Origin of the sequence: Clostridium intestinale DSM 6191 (assembly GCF_900130055.1) — a bacterium.
GTDB classification, from domain to species: domain Bacteria; phylum Bacillota; class Clostridia; order Clostridiales; family Clostridiaceae; genus Clostridium_T; species Clostridium_T intestinale.
Window position 1 is genome coordinate 72,270 of the sequence record NZ_FQXU01000004.1, and the last position, 22,611, is coordinate 94,880.

Sequence of the window (22,611 nt, forward strand, 5' to 3'; positions counted from 1 at the left end):
TTATATTCAACACTTCTTAGGGAAAATATCTGCAAAAATCATTAACTTTTTAATTCTTTAACACTATCAAGAGCTTCTTTTAGATGTTTTCTTATTTCCTCAAGATCATACTTGGATGCCTTACTACTCTTGCTAGATTTATTATTAGTTTTATCTATATTCATATTGCTCTCCTCCTTGATCTAAATTAAGTAACATAGTTTTTTATTACTTATTAATAAGTATATCATAACCTTTATCATTTATCAAGTTTTATTATCAATTAATTTTTTTCTCTATTGATAACTGCTATCTATTGAACTTAATATCTAGCACTATAAACATTAAATTCATTCTCTTTATAATATTATATTTAAATTAAGTGTTACTATTTCACACTAAGTTCTTTTTATTGTACAAGCTGAAAACTTTCCATACTCTTTAAATCCAAGTTTTTTGTAGCAATTTATTGCACTTACATTATTATTCTTCACATTAAGTCCGACAAAACTTACTTTATTTTTTAAGCTTCTTACAAGTGCATTTACTACATTTTCTGCATAACCTCTATTTCTATAATCAGGATGGGTAGTAACATGGGCTACAGCAACAACTTGCATCTCCTCTGAATAAGCATGTATTCCTGCAAAGCTAATTAGTTTTTCCCTATTATATATACCAAAGTTCTCATTTAATTTTACAAGATCATCATCTAACCATGCTTCTGGGTAACTGTTTAAAATCAGTTCCTTTATATCATCTAAATTATTACTTCCTAATCTAACAATGTCTGTAGAAGTAATTTCTTTCATACTTACATTATTATCTATTCCCATGTTTATATACTCTTCATATTCTAAAATATCACAATCATTAAATACTTTATCTATAGTAACTTTATCAATATGAGTATAGAATTCTTTTGGGAGAAAGTTTTTTATACTTTTAATTAATTCTACTGAATAATTACCATCATCGAAACTCGCAGCTAATAAAACTGGAATTCCATAATTAATATTTAGCATTGCTATATCTTTCAGTTCCTTATTTTCAAAAAGACCATAACATATAACATTTCCCCAATTATTCTTATCAATATTATTGAACTGATAAATATAATTAAATCTAGTTTTTTCTTTAAAAAAATTATATACTATTTCCCTCTCATGAATAATTTTAATCTCCATATACTCTCCCCCTAATTATATATCTTCAAACTTTCACCTTGATTTTCTATCCACATATTTAACAGAGCTTTTAATTCTTCAATATTTTCTTTATCTGATGCACTCTCTTTAGGACTAAGTTTTTCTAATATTTCAAAATCAAATTTTTCTTCTCCATACTTATTCCAATCTTCTTGAAGTTCCTTATATTTAAGCTTTAATTTATTCATATTTAGTTGAAACTTTATTGCCTCAAAGGGCTTATATAGATTTTCACTAATCTCAACATAGGAGTAACCTGTTATTTTATTGTATATTCGTATTATTCCCATCTCCACTTCTTTTTGTTTGTATTCATTAATCAATTGTCTCTTATCCATAATATTCTCCTCATATTTTCTATAATATTTACTTCCGTCTATAGTTCTAGTTAGATAATCATAATCTACTAAATATCTACGAATAATAGCATAATCTTCATATATATTTTTAATAATTTTGTTTACTTCCGCTTCAGAATATTCTTTATTAGGTTCAAAAAGGTTTGCAAACTTCGGTAAAAGTAACTTTCTTTTATTCTCTTTTACTGGAAAAGTTCTAATTCTAAAACTTGTTTCAACAGGCATATTTTCTTCTGCTAATTCAATAATTGCTAAGAAAGCCCTCGCCTGCCTTGCTCTCTCTCTTATAGAAAACCTCATATTTCTAACTGTAGATTCTGTACAACCAAGTTTTTCTCCTATTTCTTTATCATCATATCTATTTGAAATCATGGATATAAACTCTTTTTGAATATCAGTAAGACCAATAATCTTCTTCTCTAACATTAAAAGTCTCTCAATACTATTTCCATGACTCATAACATGTTCTTCCTCATTTTCTTCAATATCTTTACCACAAGTTAAACAAACAAAAACTCCTTTTTTACTGTCCCAAATAAACCCTCTTTTAAAATCATCTATGTTTGCATTACGTATCAATTCTTTCATTTTTACCTCTTATCTATCAATTTTATAGACAGTTTAGCATTTTCTATTTTTCTTGTCAATAAAATACCAATAAATTGAAATTATCATGTTTTGAAATACGATCCACTGTAAATGATTACTTTTCTATGTTTTTAATCTATTGTATAATAAATTATGCCAATGTGTATATTAAAATTAAAATAACTTCAGTAAAGGAGAAAGTCATGAAACTAGAAAAGATAGCTAATAAAATAGCTTTTACAGATGAATCATTTACTAAAAGAATTGTTTTTAAAGAAGATAAAATATTAAACTTTGTTCTTAATTTTAAACCTGATCAAGGTGTTCCACCTCATAATCATGAACAAAGCGATTTGTTAGTTCATGTTTTAGCAGGTGATGGAGAAATGACTGTAGATGGCAGCCTACATAATATAACTGAAGGAGATGTTATACACTGCTATGGAAAAGAAGTTTTTAGTTTAAAAAATACAGGAACTAAAGACATGTCACTATTTATAGTACTTACACCTAATCCATCTTCTCCATATTCAAAAGAAGTTTAAAAGAACTATCCTTTTGAGATTAGCTTCTCATAAGGATAGTTCTTTTTTAAGTTCATTCTCTTCTATTTTAGTTAAGTGTCTCCACTTTCCCATTTCTATACCATCTATCTTCAAATTCATTATTCTTACTCTTTCAAGGATTTCAACATTGTAGCCAAAAGCTTTACTCATTCTTCTTATCTGCCTATTAAGTCCTTGGGTTAAGATAATTCTAAATGTATCATCACTCACTCTTGTAACTTTGCAGGGTCTTGTTTTAATATTTAATACTTCAACTCCAGCAGACATACCTTCTACAAAACTATCATCAAAGGATTTGTCTAGGGTTACCATATACTCTTTTTCATGTTCATTATCTGAATTTAATATTTTATTTGCTAGTTCACCATCATTTGTCATTAAAATTAATCCTTGAGATTCCTTGTCCAATCTTCCTACAGGAAATATATATTCTGGGTAACCCATATATGATACTATATTACTTTCTATTTCTTTTGCTGAAGTACAAACAATTCCTACAGGTTTGTTTAATAATATATACACTTTATTTTTACTTTCTAATGGTTTATTATCTACCAAAATAATGTCAGTTTCTTCTACCCATTGACCTGGTATACATAGTTTCCCATTTACTGTTACTCTATTTTCTTTTATAAGCCTATTAGTTTCCTTCCTTGAGCAGTATCCCATATTACTAAAAAACTTATTTATTCTCATGGTACCTTCTTCTCCATTCTATAGTTTTTTACAATTGTGTTTCTATGTTTTTACGTTCTTATGCTTTTATGTTCCTGTGTTTTTACGCTCTTATGCTTCTATGCTTCTATGCTTTTATGTTTCTGCATTCCTATGTTCCTATACTTCTATGAACTGAGACTCATTAATGATTAAAAAAGAGGCTATCACAAACTAATTTGCGATAACCTCTATCTATTAAATTTCCATTATTACAGTTAATATAATAGGATTTCTTTTTGTTCTAGTATATAAAAATTGTCCTAGAGAGTATCTTATATTTGATTTAATTACATATAAATCAGTAATCTTCTTCTCCATACATTTATCTATTTCAGCTCTTACTACTTTAGTAGCTTCATGGAGTAAGTTACCAGATTCCTTTACATATATAAATCCTCTTGTAACTATATCTGGACCAGATAAAATATTCATAGACTCTGTATCTATAGTTAAAACTACTGTCAATATCCCATCTTGAGCTAAATGTTTTCTATCTCTTAAAACTACATTTCCTACGTCCCCAATTCCTAATCCATCTACCATAACAGCGCCAGTTTGGACATTAGGTCCTTTTTTAGCTTCTCTTCTAGTTAATTCTAAAGAATCACCTGTTTCTAATATAAATATATTGTTAGGATCCATTCCTAAACTTTCAGCTAACATCCCATGTTTCTTTAAATGTCTATATTCTCCATGAACAGGCATAAAGAACTTAGGTTTAATCAAATTGTGAATTAACTTTAAATCCTCTTGACATGCATGACCTGAAACGTGAACTTCTTCTATATCATCATAAATTACTTTTGCGCCTTTTTTAAATAATTCATCTATACTTTTAGATATATATTTTTTATTTCCTGGAATAGGTGAAGCTGAAACAATTACTAAGTCACCTTCTTGAATAGTTATCTTTCTATGGGTAGCAGATGCTATTCTTGAAAGAGCTGACATTGGCTCCCCTTGACTTCCTGTAGTTATAATAGTTATTTTCTCTGGTGGATATTTATTTATGTCATCTAAGCTTATAAGGAAGTCTTCTGGTATATGCATGTAACCTAATTCAATAGCTATAGTTGAATTTTTCTCCATACTTCTTCCACTAAAAGCAACTTTTCTTCCATAATGAAGAGAAGAATTAATTATTTGTTGAAGTCTATCTAAGTTTGATGCAAAGGACGCTACTATAACTCTTCCTTTAGCTTCTCCAAACATTCTAGTTAAGTTTTCACCTATTATTTTCTCTGAAACTGTATATCCTGGACGTTCAACATTAGTACTTTCAGCCATTAGTAAAAGAACTTTTTGGCTACCAAGCTTTGCAAAACGTTCAAAATTAACACCCTCTCCATAAGTAGGAGTATAATCTATCTTGAAGTCTCCTGTATGGAATATAACCCCTTCTGGAGTCTTAATAGCTAATGCACAAGCATCTGCTATACTATGACAGGTTCTTATAAATTCAACAGAAAAATGTTCTGTTTTAACTTCCTCTCCTGCATTTACTTCATTTAAAGTACAATCAGAAAGTATATTATGTTCTGTAAGTTTACTTTTTACTAATGCTAAGGTTAATCTAGTTCCATAAACAGGTACGTTTAACTGTTTCAATATATATGGAAGCGCACCTATATGATCTTCATGACCATGAGTTAAAACTATTCCTTTAACCATTTCTTTTCTATTTAAAAGGTAAGTTATATCTGGAATTACTAAATCTACTCCATACATTTCAACATCTGGAAATGCTACACCACAATCTATAACTATGATTTCATCATCATATTCTACAGCTGTTATGTTTTTCCCGATTTCACCTAATCCACCTAAGGGTATTATCTTTACTTTTTTCTTACTTTTAGCTTTGTTTTTGTTATTCATTTAATCTCCAATCCAGCAAGAACTCAATCTTTCCTTGCTTCTACATAAAAATATAAGTCCGAAAACAGTATTACAATTTTAACCGAAACTATTCTGAACAATAAATCAATAAATATAAACCAATAACTCAATAATATTTACTAGTTTTATAAATATATTATTAATTTATAGCATAAAAATAATTCTATATTCGTATTACTGTACTTACAACCTAGGCTCATTATATATTATCTGCCCTATATTAGCAAGTTTAGTCAAAATTATTTGAAAAAATTAAGAGTATGAAATTAGTTATAAATTTCACACTCTTAAACCTATAAATTATTTTTCTGGAAAAGTCTCTTTAAACCAACCTTTCTTATTGCAATTAGGACACTTTATATATTTACCTTTTTTCCCTCCATTTAAAGAAAAGAGATCTTTTACAAAACTTATTTCAAATTTTTTATTACAATAAAGACAAACATAGGCATTTGCCTGCTGATGATAATAAACTAGTCCCATTAATAGAAGCGCTGCTATGGCTACAAAAATCCAGACAGCATAATTTCCTAAAGAAACTGAAATAGAAAATCCTCCTATTAATATTAGTACATATATTGATAAAAATATATTAGTCATTACTCCAACTTTTTTGTATTTAATCTTTTTTTCAATTAAATGATTTAGGCCCTCAATACTCTTTATTTTAACAGTATTACTTTCATCTACCTCTTGCAGTATAGCTTTAAGTTTCTGTTGTCTTTCTTTAAGATTTGATATTTCTTTGGATATTTTAGCCTCCTGCTGTTTCAATAATTCTTTAAATAAATCAATGTTAGAATTATTAACAAATACCTCTTTTATCTCTTCAAGAGAAAATCCTAACTCTTTATAAAGAGCAATACACCTAAGCTTAATCACCTCTTCTTCACCAAATAGTCTTCTTCCACCCTCACTTAATAAAGATGGTTTTAGTAGCCCCTTTTTATCATAAAACTGAACTGTTCTTACACTTACTTCACAGAGTTTAGCCAATTCCCCTGTGGTTATTAACTCTTTCATTTTTATCACCTCTTAAATATTATCTTTTATTACCTTAGGTAACAAACAAGTCCTATTTGAAGTTTTTTAATACTTAAGATTATTTATTTAATTTTATCTTTATCTCCTCTCCATCATATTCTTTAATTTTAAATGTTAGATTATTTAAATCATCAAAAGTTGTTATTGGAAAAGTAACTGTATATATAGGTCTTTCTTCACTATCATAGGTTCTGTTCCATCCACCTATAACATTATTTTCATTTCCTTTACTATCTATAAGTACAACATTATTAAATACGTCTATCTCCTTATCTTCTGTACATATATATTTAATTACAGTACCTGTTGGGCTTGTTTCACTACTAATTATTTTTATATCTTCCCTATTATTTAAGGCTTTCATTACAAATTTTTTACTATTTCTAAGTTTCTTATCTACATCTATATTAAAATTCCAGTTTCCATCTATCTGTTTATGTGGATTATTATGCTCACCAAAGTAAAAGTATCTAATCTCTCTTATATTAATCTCCAATCTCTTTAAATCTGGGATTTTCGAGTCATTAGATGCTAAAATTAATTCATAGCTTCCTTCGCCAGCCTCTTCATTATCGACTTTGAATTGGTCAGCCCTTGAACTTATACATTCTATTACATTCTTATCGCTAAGTCCTTGTGACATATATCCACTAATTATCATACCATTTTCATCTTTTATTTCGACATCCATCCATAAGGAATTAAGTTGCTTTTTTAATATATCTAAATCATCAAATTTCACTTTAAATCCTAATGCCATTTTTGCCTTGTCTATAACTGCATCAGTTAATTCAATTTTAACACCACTATCATAGTCAACCTTTCCATCAACTGTTTGAATATAATTATTCTCTACAGCTTTTTTAACTCCTTCATCATCTACAAAAAATTTTGAGCCTATTGCTGCAATTGCAGGTTTACCTAGAAACAATACTACAGATATAAATCCAATAGAAGCTGCTATCATCCACTTTTTCTTTCTTGACTTTTTAATTTTAATATTTTTTAGAACCTCATTATTAATTTGATTTATCTCATTATCATTAATTTCTAAATCACTTAACTCAGTTTCATTTATTTTTACATCATTAAGTAACCCTAAAACATCATCTTCTCTTAAATGTGATTTCATTCTATTGCCTCCTTTTTATAACATTTTATTTTTTCAGCGAGAAAATTTCTTGTTCTCCAAAGCCTATTATAAACAGCTCCCTTAGATAAATTTAAATTTTTACTAATCTCTTCTATACTTTCTTCGTATATATATTTTCTAATAAATATTTCTTTATCTATAGGTTTTTCATTGTTGAGGAACCCTAATACCTCTTTAACATTTTCTTTATCTATAAAATCTTTTTCAACATCATTAGGTGCTCTTATGGATTCTTTATCTAACTCAACATTCTCTAAGTTCTTACAAGTCCTTTTATAATCTATTGCTTTGTATTTACTTACTGCTAGTAGCCAATTCTTAAAAGAGGCTTTTTCAGGATTATATAGCTTATATTTATTCCATACCAACATATATACATCACCAATACACTCTTTTGCTAGTTCTCTATTATCGCTACCTAAAACATTTATAACTACTTTAAAAATCAAGTTAGCATACTTCTGAATTATATACTCTAAGGCTTCACTATTTCTCTTGTCCAATTCTTCTATAAGATTGTCCTCTTTAATAACCATATTTAACTCCTTTCTTCTAGGTCTTCATAAATATATACGGAGTAACTTTCATTAATTTCACAAAAAAATACAGACTTCTAATCTGTATTTTTTATATTATATATTCATTTTTTAAGATAAAATAAGTTTATCAAACCTTTTGTCATTCACAATTTCATGAGTTAGAAATTTTCCATTATAAAATAAGCTATAAATTATAAATGGTGAAGGATTTTCTTTCCCCTGCTCTCTATTGTTAATTTTTATTATTTCTATAGGTATATTGCTTTTATCTGCTAATTCTTTAAGTACTTTTGCGTAATGCTCTGTAAAAGGACAAAAGTTTGAGTAATATAAACATAAACCTTTATCCGTTTTAGGTATAGTTTTTTTAACTGAATCATTAAAGGTTGGATTTTTTGCATCCTTTTTGTTTTTATATACCAAGAGTTCAAAATATGGATCTGCTGTATCACAAACCTCAAACCCCTGCTTTATAAAAAATCTTTTATCAGCCATATAGGATTTCTTTTTAGAACTTGTTAATACAACAATTCCATTCATTTTTTTAGCTGCCTTAAAACATTCATCTAAAAGTTTCTTACCGTATCCCTTTCCAGCATGCATACCTGCTACCCAAAAGCAGTTAATAATCATATAATTATCTGCATTTATAGGAAGCCAAGATATCTCTGATGGGCAATACTCAATAAATACTTTATGCTTTACATCAAACTTTTTGAAGCTGTATCCTTTGTCTATCTCTTTCTTTAATAGCTCTTTTTTCTTCTCGTAACCTTCTCTGCACTTTTTATCAGAAATAGCACAACAAATATGTCCATTGTCTATATTGTTTTTATTTAATGTTATAATCTCCATTTTTGTTAATCTCCTTTTTAGATATTACCCTTATAGTAACATTCTATTATAGACAACTACATGTCATATTCATCTTGATAAACTACTATTTTGATATTATTTCAACACCATCTTCTGTTATCAAAAGCATGTGCTCCCATTGAGCTGAAAGTGATCCATCTATTGTTCTAGCAGTCCAACCATCTTTTTCATCTATATAAGCTCTAAAGTCCCCTGTATTTATCATAGGTTCAATAGTTATCATCATTCCTGGAGTTAAAACCATGCCTTGACCTTTTTTCCCGAAATGAGGTATAAAAGGCTCTTCTTGAAATTTAATTCCTACACCATGTCCACCAAAATCCCTAACTACTGAATATCCTTTACTTTCTGCATATTCTTGTATAGCTGCACCAATATCCCCTACAAATCCCCAAGGTTTAGCTGCCTCTATTCCTTTATACAAACTTTCTTTGCATACATTAACTAAATTTCTAGCTTCTTCACTTACCTCTCCAATCATGAACATTCTTGAAGCATCAGAAAAGTAACCATCAAGTATAGTTGATACATCTATATTTACAATATCACCATTTTTAAGTACTTCGTTTTTACTTGGTATACCATGACATATTACATCATTTATTGATGTACAAACACTTTTAGGAAATCCTCCATAATTAAGTGGTGCAGGTATAGCACCTTTTGAAAGGGTAAACTCATAGACAAGTTTATCTATTTCTTCTGTAGTAATACCCTCTTTAACTTTATCACTTATATAATCTAGCAGCGCATTATTAATTTCTGCACTCTTTTTTATTTTATCAATTTGTTCTTTATTTTTTATGAGATTTCGTGTTGGAATAATATTCCCTTTATCCTTAAGACTCTCTAGCTTTTCATCAAAATTCATATGACATTTTTTATATTTTACTCCACTACCACACCAACAACTATCGTTTCTACCAATACTCATCTATTATTCTCCTTAATTTAATCCTTTTATCTTAATATTGTAGTAACACAAATATAGTTGTGTTACTCTATCTTTTTCTTATTTTTATATTTCCTTACCATATAGATTATAAAATCAAATATTTCTATTCCTAATGCTATAAAAAATGCTGTTTCTATATCGACATTTGAGCTTTTCCATAAAAAACCCATTAAAAACCACACACAAAATATCACAACAAATCTAATAAACATCTCTTTAATTGATTTACTCATATACTTCTCCTCTTGAAACTAATCTTGTAAAAATATCCATATTCACTTATAAATAAATAGTAACATAGAAAAAATGATTGCACTACTGTCAAAGTACAATCATTTCTTATTATTTATTCATAATAACAAATAACTGGGGTTCCCGATTCAATGTTTGCATAAATAGTTTTAGCTAAATAAAGAGGAGCATTTACACATCCATGTGAGCCATCTGTTTTGTATATATTACCGCCAAATGAAGATCTCCATGTAGCATCATGAATACCAACATTTCCGTAAAAAGGCATCCAAAACTTAACTGGTGCACTATAGTTTTCTCCTTGCAGAGTTGCATTTTCTTGTTTATAGTTTAATCTAAAGACACCTGTTGGGGTTGATCTACTTCTGTTGATATTTCCTGTAACAACATCTCCTGTTGTTAAAAGCTTACCGTTTTTATAAAACCAAAGCTGCTGTCTTGTCATATTGATTTCTACATAGGTATCCCCAATATCATTTTCTTCTCTTGAAAGAGCAGTTTGTGCATAAATAGGTTCCCTAGAAACTTTTTCTCCCTGTTTTATTGTCCAAATAATTTCCTTAGTTTCTTTAATTGTATCAATTAACCAGCCATAATTTCCTCCAGAAACCTTTACGGTCTTCCCTACAGATGTTTTGAAATCTCGCTCCTCTTCATAGGTATCATAGGTATTTGATAGTTCTTTTACATAGCTTTTAACCTTATTTTCATCAATCTCAACTTCATAATTATCTTTAATATTTATCCAATTATTTATTATTGATCCATCAAGTTCTTCAGACTCTTTACCAACGACATAAGTTATTTCAGCTTTAATGTATTTATTAAGAAGTTCTTTAGCATCAACTACTTCTTTAGAATATGCAACATACTTAGGGTTCTCATAACAATTATTTGTTTCTAAATCTAAAGTCTTTTCTCCTTTTTTAATAGCTTCTACTATACTATTATATAGATTTTCTTTTTTTATCTTATTTCCGTAAATCTCCTCTTGAACTTCATATCCACCCTCTACATACTTTAATTTAGGATTTTCAGGATTTATTATATTAGGGTTTGTGATGCAAGAAAGTTTATTATAATTTTCTTTTAGTAGCTTTTCATCATAAGTAAGTATATCTAAATTTATGGATTCTTTATTAAAAAACATAGTCATCCACAAAAATGGATTTTGCTGTCTTTTTAACTCTACAAGATTATTATTAGGTATATATTTTAGTTCTATATCTCTTCCATTAATCTTTTCATCATCACCACGTTCTTTAAGAGTAATGGTATAGTTATTAAATTCATTTTCCATTTTCTCATTAGCTTTTTTTAGACTTTTTCCAGAAATATTAACAGAATTAACTACAGTGCCAAAATAAAAATGTTTCATGAAATATAGTGACATCATAAAATATATTAAAATAGATACTGAAAGCAATATTAAAAGCATTAATAAAGTTTTATTAGATTTTATTTTTTGTTTATCCATAATTATACCTTTCTTTTAAAACTTAACTATATTTAATATCAATCTTTATAAATATATCTACAAAACTCCATTATATTCCTATTTATAATAAAAAAAGCCTTACATAAAATATGTAAAAGCTTTTAAACTTAAGTAATAATAAGTTGTATATTATTATCTTCAATAATATCTAAAAAGATTGCCGGCGGCTTTTTATCTGTAATTATAACATCTATTTGATCCCAACTTGCACCTTTATAATAACTTAAAATATTAAACTTTTTTGAGTCAGCAAGAACTATAACCTTTCTAGCTCTTCTTATTACAGTCTGCTTTATTACTGCATCTTCTTCATCTATGAGATAAACGCCATCTTGCATTATTGCTCCTGCTCCCAAAAAAGCTACATCAAAAAATCTATTTTCAATATATGTTTTTGCATTATCTCCATAAAAAAATCTATTGTTTTTATTGAAGGCTCCTCCCGTTGAACATATATTTACTTTATAATTTTCTGAAAGTATTTGTATATTATCTAAGGAATGTGTTACTACTGTGATTTTCTTATCAATTAGTTCAGCTAAATAACATACTGTAGTAGAAACATCAAAGTAATAGTGCTCCTTCTCATTAATAAATTCCAATGCTTTATTTGCTATATCTTTTTTCTCTGTAGAATATTTTAATACTCTTTCCTTGTAAGCTTCAATAGTATTTCTTATTACAGGCAGAGAAATTCCTCCATGAGTACGTATGGCAGCACCTTTTTCTATGAGCTTTAATATATCACGTCTAGCTGTATCTCTAGATACATCAAGAAGCTCACATATATCATGTACAGACATATTGATGTTTTCATTTAAATAATCTAATATCTTTAACTGTCTTTCTTCTTGGTACATCTAAAAACATCTCCTTACATAATCAATAAAGTTTCTGGTTTTATCTTGATGTTTTCTGAGTTCATGATATCAGCAAAATGACTTGATGATATATCATCAAGAATTATGATGTGTATATCTTTTAAGTCTAGCCCTTTATAAATAGCTTTTCTTTGATATTTTTGATGTTCGGCAAGTAATATCACCCTCTTTGATTTACTTACTACCTCTTTTTTTATTACAACATCTTCTTCATCTACATAGTACACACCATCTTCATGTACCGCTGATGCACCTAAAAAAGCTACATCAAACTCTGTATCATCACTGAAATAACTGATATCACCTTTATTATAGAAAAATCTATTATTCTTATTTAGATATTCTCCTGTTGTATGAATAACAACATTTTCTTTTTTAGAAAGAATTTCTATGTTATCTAGAGAATTTGTATATACATCTACAGACTTTTCTATAAGATTTGCTAAAAGCTGAACACTTGTAGATGAGTCTAAAAAATACTTTTTGTTATTATGAACAAATATCAAGGCCTTTTCAGCTATACTCTTTTTTTCTGAAATATTTAATTGAAGTCTTTCTTCATGTGATAAGTTAACAACTTCTTTAGTAGTTTTATACAGGTTTATAATTTCATTTTTATCATTCATGATATCACCTCTTATTTTAATTTTAAGTAATTTTAAGTAATTTATCAACACCTTTAAGTAATATTAATTGTTTTGTAACAAAAATGCAGATGATCATCACTCATCTGCATTAAAGTTTAAACTTCTTTGATTATTTCTGAAATAATATCATTTTCTTTGTTTTCACAATCTGTAGATCCAATAGCTATACTTGGTTTGGTTTTTCCATGAAAATCACTTCCACAAGTTAATATAAGTTTATGCCTCATAGCATATTCTTTATAATATTCAACCTGCTCTTTACTATGATAGCTACTATAAACTTCTATTCCTTCTATTCCGCAAACTCTTATAGCTTCAAGAAGCGAATGTCTTTCTTTAACATTATTTCCTGGGTGAGCTAAAACAGGTATTCCACCACTTGCTTTAATTACTTCTATTGCTTTTTCTAAACTTATATATTTAACTTCAGCATAAGCTGGTTTTCCTTGAGAGCAGTAATCCCAATAAAAATTTACGTATGGATTATCACTTCTAGTCCCATTTCCATAGTAAGTTTGTAGTAATGGATTATTTTTACCTTTATCAAATTCCATGGCAGCTTCGGCTATCATCTCTCCATTAACTACTCCATTTTTAGATAATTTCTTTATTACCTCATCAGAAAAATCAATTCCAAGCTCTCTTATTAACTTCATTCTCTTTTTTGATGCACCTTGTTCTTGTTTTATGATATCTTCTTCTATTCTATCAAAAATATCATTGTTATAATCTATTCCATATCCTAATACATGAAGATTCACTCCATCAATTGTACAATCTAATTCAACTGCAGGAATTATATTTATCTCTTTATCTTTACAATATTCCTTTGCTTCTTTTATACCCTTAACTGAATTATGATCAGCCATAGAGAAATATTTGATACCCTTACCTATACATAAGTCAACCAATTCCCTTGGGCTAAATTCTCCATCATCACTGTAAAGTGAATGCATATGCAAGTCTATATAACTCATAATAAATCCTCACTTTCTTTTATTTATTTTTAATTAATGTAACATCTGGCTCTAACACACTTAAAGCTTCAACAATTAACCCTTTTTTATAATCATCTAAGAAGTTATTTGAAAGAGAAAATTTAGGCAATATATTTTTTGTAAGCTTTCTCTCACATTTATCATTAATTAATTCAATATGTTTATCACTTATAAAAGTACCATTCATAATGATCTCATCTGGATTTAAAATACTGCTAACCGAAACTATTAATTTAGATACAGCCTCACAAAAATCCTCAAATGTATCATAAAGCTCCTTATTCCAAGTTATTCCTAAAGGAATAGTTGCAACTTCTCCTGCAAAATTTCTTCCACCTTTAAATATTTTCCCGTTAATAAAGATACCTGCACCAGGAGGATATTTATCTGGAAAATATAAATACACAAAAGTTCCTTTATCTTTTAAATTGTTGGAATTACTAAATCCAACAACTGCCGCATTAACATCATTTTCAATCACAGCTTTAATTCCATAAAGATTACTAAAGTATTCAATTATATTTACCCCTTTTAACATCCAATAATCCGAGTGTATGATTTCTCCATCAATTTCAACTCCTGGATTACCAAATCCTATTGCTTTTATCAGTTTATACTCTTCTAATATAGGCTTAATTATATCTTCAAGAGTTGCTATATTTACAACCTTAACTCTATGTTCTTTTTCATAGACACAATTGCCACCTAGATTTACTACAGAAACACTTACTATGCTTTTATCATCTTTATCATAAGGAAAAATTACGAGTACAAGATTAAAATCTTCGTTATATTTATATTGCTGTGCAGGTCTTCCCCCTTTAGAAGAAATTAACTCTGTTTCGATAACTTCGTTTTCCTTTACTAGATATTGAAGAACTGTACCTACTGTAACAATACTTAACCCTGTAACTTTTGCAATTTCCTGCTTCGTTGCGTATTTTTCAATCTTCAAAGCTTTTTTTACAAGATTTATATTTATTTCTTTAATAACTAAAGAATTTCCTCCTATATTTTTCATTTACTCCTCCTTTTATTAAAATACTTTTTAAAAGTATTTTAATAAGTATATATTAAGGTTATCACGTTGCTTTAATGTTGTCAATCAGTGTAATTGAATATTAATACTTAGAGCATTATAACTAAAAAAAGGCAGAATAAATCTGCCTTTTTTTAGTTATATATAGGGATTGTTTCTTCCCCAGTATATTCTTTTAGTGATACACTAAGTTCTTTATTATCATTTACTGTTGCAAAAAACACATCATCAATTGCAGTAATATTAAGCTTCATTAACTCTTCCTCTAACCATATTGTTGAAAGCTTAAGTTTATCTAGTGCATCTTTAATTACCGCTCCTCGAATTATAACAACGTAGGATAAAGATGGGGACTTTTTAGTTAGGTGCATATCTTCTATAGTAACAGTTGCTTTGTTTTGTTTTTTAAGCAAAGACAACTTACCACTAGCCTCTATTATACCTAAATGTATCTCTCCAACATCAAATACCTCTTGCTCTCTTAGCATCTGAAGTACATTGTCTATTGAATATCCAATCTTTTTAAGGCTTTTAGCTATAAATTTCCCATCTTGTATAACTATCACTGGCTCAAAGGTTATTAGCTTTCCAATTTTCCTATATTTAATCATGAGAGTAGATATTATTTTTTGCAAAATCCCTACAAAGATAAGCGCTACAACTGTATGTATATGTGGTATATTAGGCTCTGATATATCTGAACCTACTAATGCACCTATTACTATAACTACTAAAAAATCAAATATAGGCATTTCTCCTATTGTTCTTCTTCCCATGAATAAAGTAACCATAAGCATGAATGGTAAAATAGTAAAAATCCTTAAAAATACTATCATAAAGTCCTTAAATAAATTCATTTCTTCAGCTCCTTAACAACATATTTATGTTGTTACTTTGCCCTATTTTAACTTAAAAAATTACTTAACTGCTCCACCATGAAACATACATTCATATACTTTTTTATTATTATAGAAAATTTCTTCGTATCCTTTAAACCATTTAAAATCCCCTTGAACAATGCAGTGATATTTATAATCTCCGTTTTCATATACAAGGGGTCCTCTATATGGCATTTCTTTATTAACTAAGGCTAGAGTTTCCTTTAAGAAATCCCCTGAAAAACCTTCACCTAAAACTCTTCCTTTATAATTCATTGCCCATATAGGAGTGTTATCTTTCCATATGCCTTCTTCGCCTAAAAATATTTCTCCGCCTAAATAGGTATCTATGTATTTTAACTCTCCCTCTGAATGTTCAAAATCATGTGATTTAGGTCTTGATGATTCTACTTTAGCTCCTTTTCCAGCATAAGTTACCTTTTTTGCCCTGCATAAAAACTCAATAATATTATCATCAATTTCCTTTTCTTCTTTTTTATCATTATATTCACATTCGTCATAGGCCTCTTTTACTAGTTTATCTATGCTGATCTTAAACATATCACTTATTAAAATCAGATTTTCTACATCTGGATAAGATTGTCCTATTTCCCATTTAGCAACCGCTTGTCTAGATACCCCTATTTTTTCAGCTATGCTCTCTTGCGATAAGCCTTTTTCTTTTCTAATACTCTGCAATTTATCTTTAAAACTCATATAAAATCACCTCTATTTAATTATATAAGTGTCTTATACAAACCTCTACCAAATAAAGCTTACAAAGTTGACAACTTCTAGTTGCAATTATGATTTGAATATACTTTTTCTATCCAATTCAAGTTTTGAAGAAGTTAGATGTATAATTAGTTCCTCTATAGAAGATAAAACTGCAACTAAAACTATAATCCATAATAGTTGAATTTTATTAAACATAATAAATAGTGGAGCAGTAAAAAGAAGGAGGCCTGTAAGTTTATTTCCCCAAGTGTGCAAAATTCCAAAACAGTGATATTTATATGCCACAACCCCCATGTTAACTATACGAACTATAAAAGTTACAATAACTCCTGGAATAAAAGCTAATATTTTTTCTCCTAAGTATATGATTATGGAAGTTGTTATTACTAAAAAAAGAATCAAATCTGCTAATGAATCTAGCTTAGATCCTAATACACTTTGGGTATTAGTTTTCCTTGCGATATACCCATCTAAAATATCAGTAAATCCACATATAAGGTAAATGCTTATAAATAGTATAGTATTATTAAAAGCAAAAAATAATCCAAATAACAATATTATTCTGCTTATAGATATAATGTTTGCAACATTCTTCACGAAACTGCCTCCTGATATATATTTATACTTAATTATATAATAAAAAAATACGCAAGGCGACTATGGACGTTCTATTTTCTTAGCATATTCTATAAAAGCTTTAATATCCTCATTCATTAGTAATAGAACTGATTTTTTTATGATATCTAAATCCCAATCCCACCATTTAATTTCAAGTAACTCTTTAATAGTAGCTTCATCAAATCTATATTTAACTACCTTCCCCGGATTTCCTGCAACTACTCCATATGGTGGAACATCTCTTGTTACAAGAGAGTTACATCCAATAACAGCTCCATCACCTATAGTAACTCCAGAAAGTATTGTTGCACCATGACATAACCAAACATCATTTCCAATTACCACATTTCCTTTTGTTTTTGGATGTCCAGTTATATAAGCATATTCATCTAAAAATGCATTAAAAGGATAAGTTGTAACCCAATCACTCCTGTGTTCTCCCCCTAAGAATATTGTTACTGCATCTGCTATAGAAGAAAACTTTCCTATATCAAGTGTTGTATTTTCTCCCCATGTTCTAACTATTGGCGTTCCATAGGTTCCAAATCCCATATGAACTCTACCATATAACATATATCTGTCTGGAAAATTTGTACTTATATCTGTACCCATAAATTTTATCCTCCACATAATTTACTACAACATATTCCACTGATATTATATGAACAAGCAAATTAATGTTCTACCACAATAATTTTTTATAAAATTAGGGCAAGTTTAGCTGCTACTTCTAAACTTGCCCTTAAATCTATTGAATAATCGGGGAATTACTCAAATGAAAACTACTATTTTGCTTCTTCCAAAGCACTTCCAACAGCTTTAATAACTGCTTTACTAGATGTTGTTGCTCCACTTACTGTCTCAACATCTGATGTATTTTTCTTAATCATATCTGGAATTAAATATTCTTTGATTGATTCAAATATTGTTTCAGTTTCTTTATTATCAAGGATAACAATATCAGATAACTTTCCATCTGCAACTTTAACTTCAACTTCTATAGGTCCTTTAAGTCCATCACTTGTCCCCTTGTATGTTCCATCTTTATATTTATCTGATCCACCACAACTTACTAATAAAGTTGCTGTTAAAACTGCTACTGGTATCAATGCTTTTATTTTCATAATAATCTATTCCTCCTAAATCCACATTCTTATTATTTAATTAATTCTGCTGCGCTTTTTCCAGCTTGTCTACCATATACTATTATATCTGCTACTGCGTTTCCACCAAGTCTGTTTGCTCCATGTACTCCTCCAGTAACTTCTCCAGCTGCAAATAATCCTTTTATTGCTTTTCCGTTACTATCTAAAACTTCTGCATTTGTATTTATAACAACTCCACCCATAGTGTGATGTATTATTGGAGTTATTTGTATTGCATAGAACTTACCTTTGTTTAATTTCTTTAAAAGACTTGTTCTTCCTAGTGGATCATTTTGAGTATCTACTGAAGTGTTGTATTCATCTATAGTTGATTTTAATGTAGCTCCATCTACTCCTATTTTGCTAGCTAAATCTTCTACAGAATTTCCTTCAACTACAACTCCAGCTCCAACATACTCTTCAATAGCGTGTAATCCATCTTTAACATTATCATCAAAAACTAAAAATGCTTCTTTACCTTCTTGTCCTAAAACTGCTTTAGATACTTTATCTCTTGTATCTAATTCATTATAGAATCTCTTTGCACTTTTGTTTACTAATATTGCACCATCACCTCTAACACCTTCACTAATAAGAAGCCCTTGAGCCGCTACTCCTGTTGGGTGAGTTTGGATTTGTTCCATATCTCTTAATGCACCGCCAAGACTCTCAACTAGTTTTATACCATCACCTGTAGCTCCTGGATGATTTGTAGTAGCAAAACCTTCTAGTTCAGGCTTGTACCCAGTAATCATTTCCATGTTAGCTCCAAAACCACCAGCTGCAACTACTACAACTTTAGTGTTTATTGTATACGCTTTTCCTTCTTTGTCCTTAGCCTTAACTCCTGAAATGTTTCCTTCTGAATCTTTAACTATTTCAGTCGCTTCATTAAGAGTTCTTATATCTACTCCTTGTTTTTCAGCTTCAGTTTTTAAAGTTTTAACTATTGTTGCTCCAACAGCGGCTCCACCTACTGGTCTATGTATTCTGTCATTAGTAGCTCCACCTGCTCTTGCAACTTCGTTTAAGTCTGCACCTAACCCAATTAGCCAGTCTACTCCGTCTTTAGCTTCATTTGCTAACTTTTTAACCAATTCAGGGTCATTAAGGTTCTTTCCACCCTTCATTGTGTCATCTATCATAGTTTGTATGCTATCTTTTATACCAGCTGCTTTTTGAGGTGTAGATTCTGCTGCATTCATACCACCAGTTGCTTTATTTGTGTTTCCTCCAACCATAGGCATTTTCTCAAGAACGACTATTTTTTCTACGCCCTCTTCCTTTGCCTGTACTGCAGCTGCTAGCCCTGCTCCACCTGCACCTATTATTACAAGGTCAGCACTTTCTGATTTTGTTTTTGCTCCACATCCCATCATTGTAGCCATAGACATTACTACAAGACTTAACGCGATAACTATTTTTTTCTTATTCATATTCATTACCTCCGCATTATTTTTACCACCAAATACATACTATTTGATTGTTAAAAAAAACTCAATCTTAAGGTCTTTTTAATCTTTTTAATCTTTTTGGTCTGATATTTTTACTTGAACCATCAAATATCAATTTCTTCTTTATGTTTATGTTGGGCCTCTTGATATACCTTCTGATGCACCTCTTTGATATACTTTTTGATGAAAATTTTGATGCACATTATGATGGGCCTTTTATGTTTTATCAAAAGTACTATGAAAGTTAATACTTGGACATAAAAAAACTGTAATATCAACTTTAAATAATTGTTGATATTACAGTTTCTTATATTATTTCTTTTTATAAAGATGTATTGGTCTTCCAACTTTTCCATAAACCCTAATAAGTTTTAGGTCTCCTTCTTTAACCATGTAGTCTAAATATCTTCTAACAGTAACCCTTGCGAGTCCTACTCCATCTGCAATTACTTCTGCTGTATTGCTGTCATCTAAACTATCAATATGATCTTTAATTTGATTATAGGTATCTATATTTAATCCTCTTATAAGTACTTTTTCTTTTGATTCTTTTTTGTCTTTATTAAGATTTATTCCTGTTATATATTTATCTATATAATCTTGTCCTATTCTATCAGAACATCCTATATCCTTATATCTTACAAGATATTTCTTCATTGCTTCTTCAAATCTTTCAAAAGTAAAGGGTTTAACTAAATAATCCATAACACCATACCTAAAGGCCTCGTTTATAGAGTTTATTTTATTTTCAGCTGTTATTAGTATTACATCTGAAGAAATTTCATTTCCTCTAATCCACTTTAGAAAATCTAGTCCATTTCCTGAAGGTAGAAAAACATCTAAAAGTATTAAATCCACTTCGTTTTTCAATAGATATTCTTTTGCTTCCTCTATATCTGAAACTGAAGAAACAATATTCATACTTTCAAATTGATTTGAATAATTTTCGTTTATCTTTCTAACCATAGGGTCATCTTCAACAATCATTATTTTTATCATATCTACATTTCTCCCTTCATAACTCTACATGCCACACAGTTTCTTCTTCATCTGATTCAACATATATTTTCCCATTAGCATTTTCTATTATATTGATTACGTTAAATAAACCTAGTCCTCTATTTTCGCCTTTTGTACTAAAGCCAGCTTTAAATATCTTTTCAAAATCCTCATCCTCAATCTTAGGTCCGTTATTTTTAACCGTTATCTTTAACTTATCCTTTTGAATTATTGAAAAATGTATTTTACCATTCTTTATTCCTTTAAGAGCCTCAATTGAGTTTTCTACTAGATTTCCTATTATACATCCTATTTTATCTTGGCCTACAGGATTATCAACATTTTCATAGTTACTTTCTTTATCAATCACCATATCAATTTTTGCCTCAGCAGCTCTATTATACTTTGCTAATAATAAGGCTGATATGGATTTATCTTTTATGTTATCCAAAACAAGCATTACCTCATTTCGCTTTTTGCTAGTTTTAAGAATATATTCTTTTGCATCATCATAGGCTTCTAAATGTATTAACCCTAAAATAGTATGAAGTTTATTCATAAACTCATGATTTTGAGCTCTTAAATCCCAATTAAGCTTTTTAATAACTTGAAGTTCCTCAACAAGTTCCTCTACATCTATCATATTTTTAAATGAAACAATTGCCCCTACAGTTGTTTCATTGTCTTTAACTATTGAATAGTTACTTATAATTTTCGTATTATTATTTAGTGTTTGTTCTAGATTCAATATGGATTCTTCCTTATCTAATAACGTTCTCAAAGTATCTCCTATATTGTTATCTAAATTATCTACACTCATGTTTTTGATATCTTGATGAACCTCTAATATTTTCATAGCCTTATTGTTGATTAATGATATTGTACCATCTTTATTTACTGCGATGATTCCATCAGTTATATTATTTAAAGTTACTTCTCTTTCCTTTAATAACAGTGAAATTTCCTCTGGTTCTAAACCAAATATTGTTTTCTTTATACTTACGGCAACAAACTTAGCAAGAAACAACCCAAATAAAGCAACAAGTATAATAAAAGGAAGAAGATTTTTTGAGAATTGTATGTATTCATCAAATATATTTACTTTTAATGTACCAACACAAACAACACCTACTTGTCTATCTCCTCTAAATATTGGCGAAAAAGCCTTAACTGTTGCTCCCATTGTTCCAATTCCTTCATCAGCATAAACTTCACCATACTTTATTGCTCTATCTATAGTGCTGTTTGAAAACTGTCCACCAACTTTTTCAATATGTGGATGAGAATACCTCACTCTATTCATATCAGTGACAGTTATAAAGGTAACCCCTGCTTCTTCTCTTATATTATTTACGTAAGGGTTTATTATTAACTCTCCACCTAGCTCTCCAACATTATCAATTAGTACAGGACTTTTTGACAACGTTATCGCCATGTCCATGAGTCCATTTTCAACTTTTTCTCTTATTTTTCTATTAATCTCAAGTACTGATATAAAAGTAGCTAAAGATACAACAGAAATAATTATAATCATAACCATGGTAGTTATCTTATTTTGTAATTTCATAATTCCTCTTATTC

Annotated in this window: 25 protein-coding genes; 1 reads left to right on the forward strand and 24 read right to left on the reverse strand. The window is 29.1% G+C overall.

Going from position 1 to position 22,611, the window contains the following annotated elements; genetic code table 11:
- Positions 1-41: 41 nt before the first annotated feature.
- The 3 genes from BUA92_RS23700 to BUA92_RS03970 form a co-directional block, all read right to left on the reverse strand.
- Positions 42-164, reverse strand: coding sequence for a hypothetical protein (locus tag BUA92_RS23700; RefSeq protein WP_275299572.1), 123 nt, complete (start codon positions 162-164; stop codon positions 42-44).
- A 213-nt stretch (positions 165-377) separates the two neighbouring features.
- Positions 378-1,166, reverse strand: coding sequence for a GNAT family N-acetyltransferase (locus BUA92_RS03965; protein ID WP_073016978.1), 789 nt, complete (start codon positions 1,164-1,166; stop codon positions 378-380).
- A gap of 11 nt (positions 1,167-1,177) precedes the next feature.
- A complete protein-coding gene (locus BUA92_RS03970) occupies positions 1,178-2,134 on the reverse strand; it encodes a DUF2087 domain-containing protein (protein ID WP_073016980.1) in 957 nt (318 codons plus the stop codon).
- Between the two features lie 203 nt (positions 2,135-2,337).
- Here BUA92_RS03970 and BUA92_RS03975 point away from each other — a divergent pair, with 203 nt between their 5' ends.
- Positions 2,338-2,679 carry a cupin domain-containing protein gene (locus BUA92_RS03975; protein WP_073016983.1) on the forward strand — a complete coding sequence of 114 codons (342 nt, stop codon included), beginning with the start codon at positions 2,338-2,340 and terminating at the stop codon, positions 2,677-2,679.
- A 27-nt stretch (positions 2,680-2,706) separates the two neighbouring features.
- On the opposite strand, the gene BUA92_RS03980 is transcribed toward BUA92_RS03975, so the two are convergent.
- The 21 genes from BUA92_RS03980 to BUA92_RS04080 form a co-directional block, all read right to left on the reverse strand.
- Entirely contained in the window at positions 2,707-3,396 is a 690-nt protein-coding gene (locus BUA92_RS03980; protein WP_073016985.1) for a pseudouridine synthase, read from the reverse strand.
- Positions 3,397-3,612: 216 nt separating this feature from the next.
- The gene (locus BUA92_RS03985; protein ID WP_073016987.1) at positions 3,613-5,295 is read right to left on the reverse strand and encodes a ribonuclease J; all 1,683 of its coding nucleotides are present in this window, start codon (positions 5,293-5,295) and stop codon (positions 3,613-3,615) included.
- Between the two features lie 321 nt (positions 5,296-5,616).
- Entirely contained in the window at positions 5,617-6,339 is a 723-nt protein-coding gene (locus tag BUA92_RS03990) for a MerR family transcriptional regulator (protein ID WP_073016990.1), read from the reverse strand.
- 79 nt (positions 6,340-6,418) lie between these two features.
- Positions 6,419-7,492: a DUF4179 domain-containing protein gene (locus BUA92_RS03995; RefSeq protein WP_073016992.1), complete on the reverse strand. Its 1,074-nt coding sequence runs from the start codon at positions 7,490-7,492 to the stop codon at positions 6,419-6,421.
- On the reverse strand, positions 7,489-8,049 hold the full coding sequence (locus tag BUA92_RS04000; RefSeq protein ID WP_073016994.1) for a sigma-70 family RNA polymerase sigma factor: 561 nt from the start codon (positions 8,047-8,049) through the stop codon (positions 7,489-7,491). Before BUA92_RS04000 ends, BUA92_RS03995 begins: the two co-directional genes overlap by 4 nt.
- 111 nt (positions 8,050-8,160) lie before the next feature.
- On the reverse strand, positions 8,161-8,907 hold the full coding sequence (locus tag BUA92_RS04005; protein WP_073016996.1) for a GNAT family N-acetyltransferase: 747 nt from the start codon (positions 8,905-8,907) through the stop codon (positions 8,161-8,163).
- Between the two features lie 85 nt (positions 8,908-8,992).
- Positions 8,993-9,862, reverse strand: coding sequence for a methionyl aminopeptidase (locus BUA92_RS04010; protein ID WP_073016998.1), 870 nt, complete (start codon positions 9,860-9,862; stop codon positions 8,993-8,995).
- 62 nt (positions 9,863-9,924) lie between these two features.
- A complete protein-coding gene (locus tag BUA92_RS04015; RefSeq protein WP_073016999.1) occupies positions 9,925-10,116 on the reverse strand; it encodes a hypothetical protein in 192 nt (63 codons plus the stop codon).
- A 113-nt stretch (positions 10,117-10,229) separates the two neighbouring features.
- Positions 10,230-11,612, reverse strand: coding sequence for a L,D-transpeptidase family protein (locus BUA92_RS04020; RefSeq protein WP_073017000.1), 1,383 nt, complete (start codon positions 11,610-11,612; stop codon positions 10,230-10,232).
- Between the two features lie 128 nt (positions 11,613-11,740).
- Positions 11,741-12,493 (reverse strand): DeoR/GlpR family DNA-binding transcription regulator, encoded by a 753-nt coding sequence (locus tag BUA92_RS04025; protein ID WP_073017001.1) that lies wholly within the window; start codon positions 12,491-12,493, stop codon positions 11,741-11,743.
- A gap of 14 nt (positions 12,494-12,507) precedes the next feature.
- Complete coding sequence (locus BUA92_RS04030; RefSeq protein WP_073017002.1) at positions 12,508-13,140, reverse strand: DeoR/GlpR family DNA-binding transcription regulator; 633 nt, start codon at positions 13,138-13,140, stop codon at positions 12,508-12,510.
- A gap of 116 nt (positions 13,141-13,256) precedes the next feature.
- Complete coding sequence (locus BUA92_RS04035; protein ID WP_073017003.1) at positions 13,257-14,138, reverse strand: PHP domain-containing protein; 882 nt, start codon at positions 14,136-14,138, stop codon at positions 13,257-13,259.
- A 19-nt stretch (positions 14,139-14,157) separates the two neighbouring features.
- Complete coding sequence (locus BUA92_RS04040; RefSeq protein WP_073017004.1) at positions 14,158-15,180, reverse strand: ROK family transcriptional regulator; 1,023 nt, start codon at positions 15,178-15,180, stop codon at positions 14,158-14,160.
- A gap of 152 nt (positions 15,181-15,332) precedes the next feature.
- Positions 15,333-16,055 (reverse strand): DUF421 domain-containing protein, encoded by a 723-nt coding sequence (locus BUA92_RS04045; protein ID WP_073017005.1) that lies wholly within the window; start codon positions 16,053-16,055, stop codon positions 15,333-15,335.
- Positions 16,056-16,115: 60 nt separating this feature from the next.
- Entirely contained in the window at positions 16,116-16,793 is a 678-nt protein-coding gene (locus BUA92_RS04050) for a DUF5680 domain-containing protein (protein WP_073017006.1), read from the reverse strand.
- Between the two features lie 87 nt (positions 16,794-16,880).
- The gene (locus BUA92_RS04055) at positions 16,881-17,411 is read right to left on the reverse strand and encodes a CDP-alcohol phosphatidyltransferase family protein (protein WP_073017008.1); all 531 of its coding nucleotides are present in this window, start codon (positions 17,409-17,411) and stop codon (positions 16,881-16,883) included.
- A gap of 60 nt (positions 17,412-17,471) precedes the next feature.
- The gene (locus BUA92_RS23705; protein ID WP_278335121.1) at positions 17,472-18,044 is read right to left on the reverse strand and encodes a CatB-related O-acetyltransferase; all 573 of its coding nucleotides are present in this window, start codon (positions 18,042-18,044) and stop codon (positions 17,472-17,474) included.
- 173 nt (positions 18,045-18,217) lie between these two features.
- Positions 18,218-18,556, reverse strand: coding sequence for an FMN-binding protein (locus tag BUA92_RS04065; protein WP_083553399.1), 339 nt, complete (start codon positions 18,554-18,556; stop codon positions 18,218-18,220).
- Between the two features lie 32 nt (positions 18,557-18,588).
- On the reverse strand, positions 18,589-20,013 hold the full coding sequence (locus BUA92_RS04070; RefSeq protein ID WP_073017010.1) for a flavocytochrome c: 1,425 nt from the start codon (positions 20,011-20,013) through the stop codon (positions 18,589-18,591).
- Positions 20,014-20,343: 330 nt separating this feature from the next.
- The gene (locus BUA92_RS04075) at positions 20,344-21,030 is read right to left on the reverse strand and encodes a response regulator (protein ID WP_073017011.1); all 687 of its coding nucleotides are present in this window, start codon (positions 21,028-21,030) and stop codon (positions 20,344-20,346) included.
- Between the two features lie 16 nt (positions 21,031-21,046).
- Entirely contained in the window at positions 21,047-22,597 is a 1,551-nt protein-coding gene (locus BUA92_RS04080; RefSeq protein ID WP_073017012.1) for an ATP-binding protein, read from the reverse strand.
- Positions 22,598-22,611 lie beyond the last annotated feature (14 nt).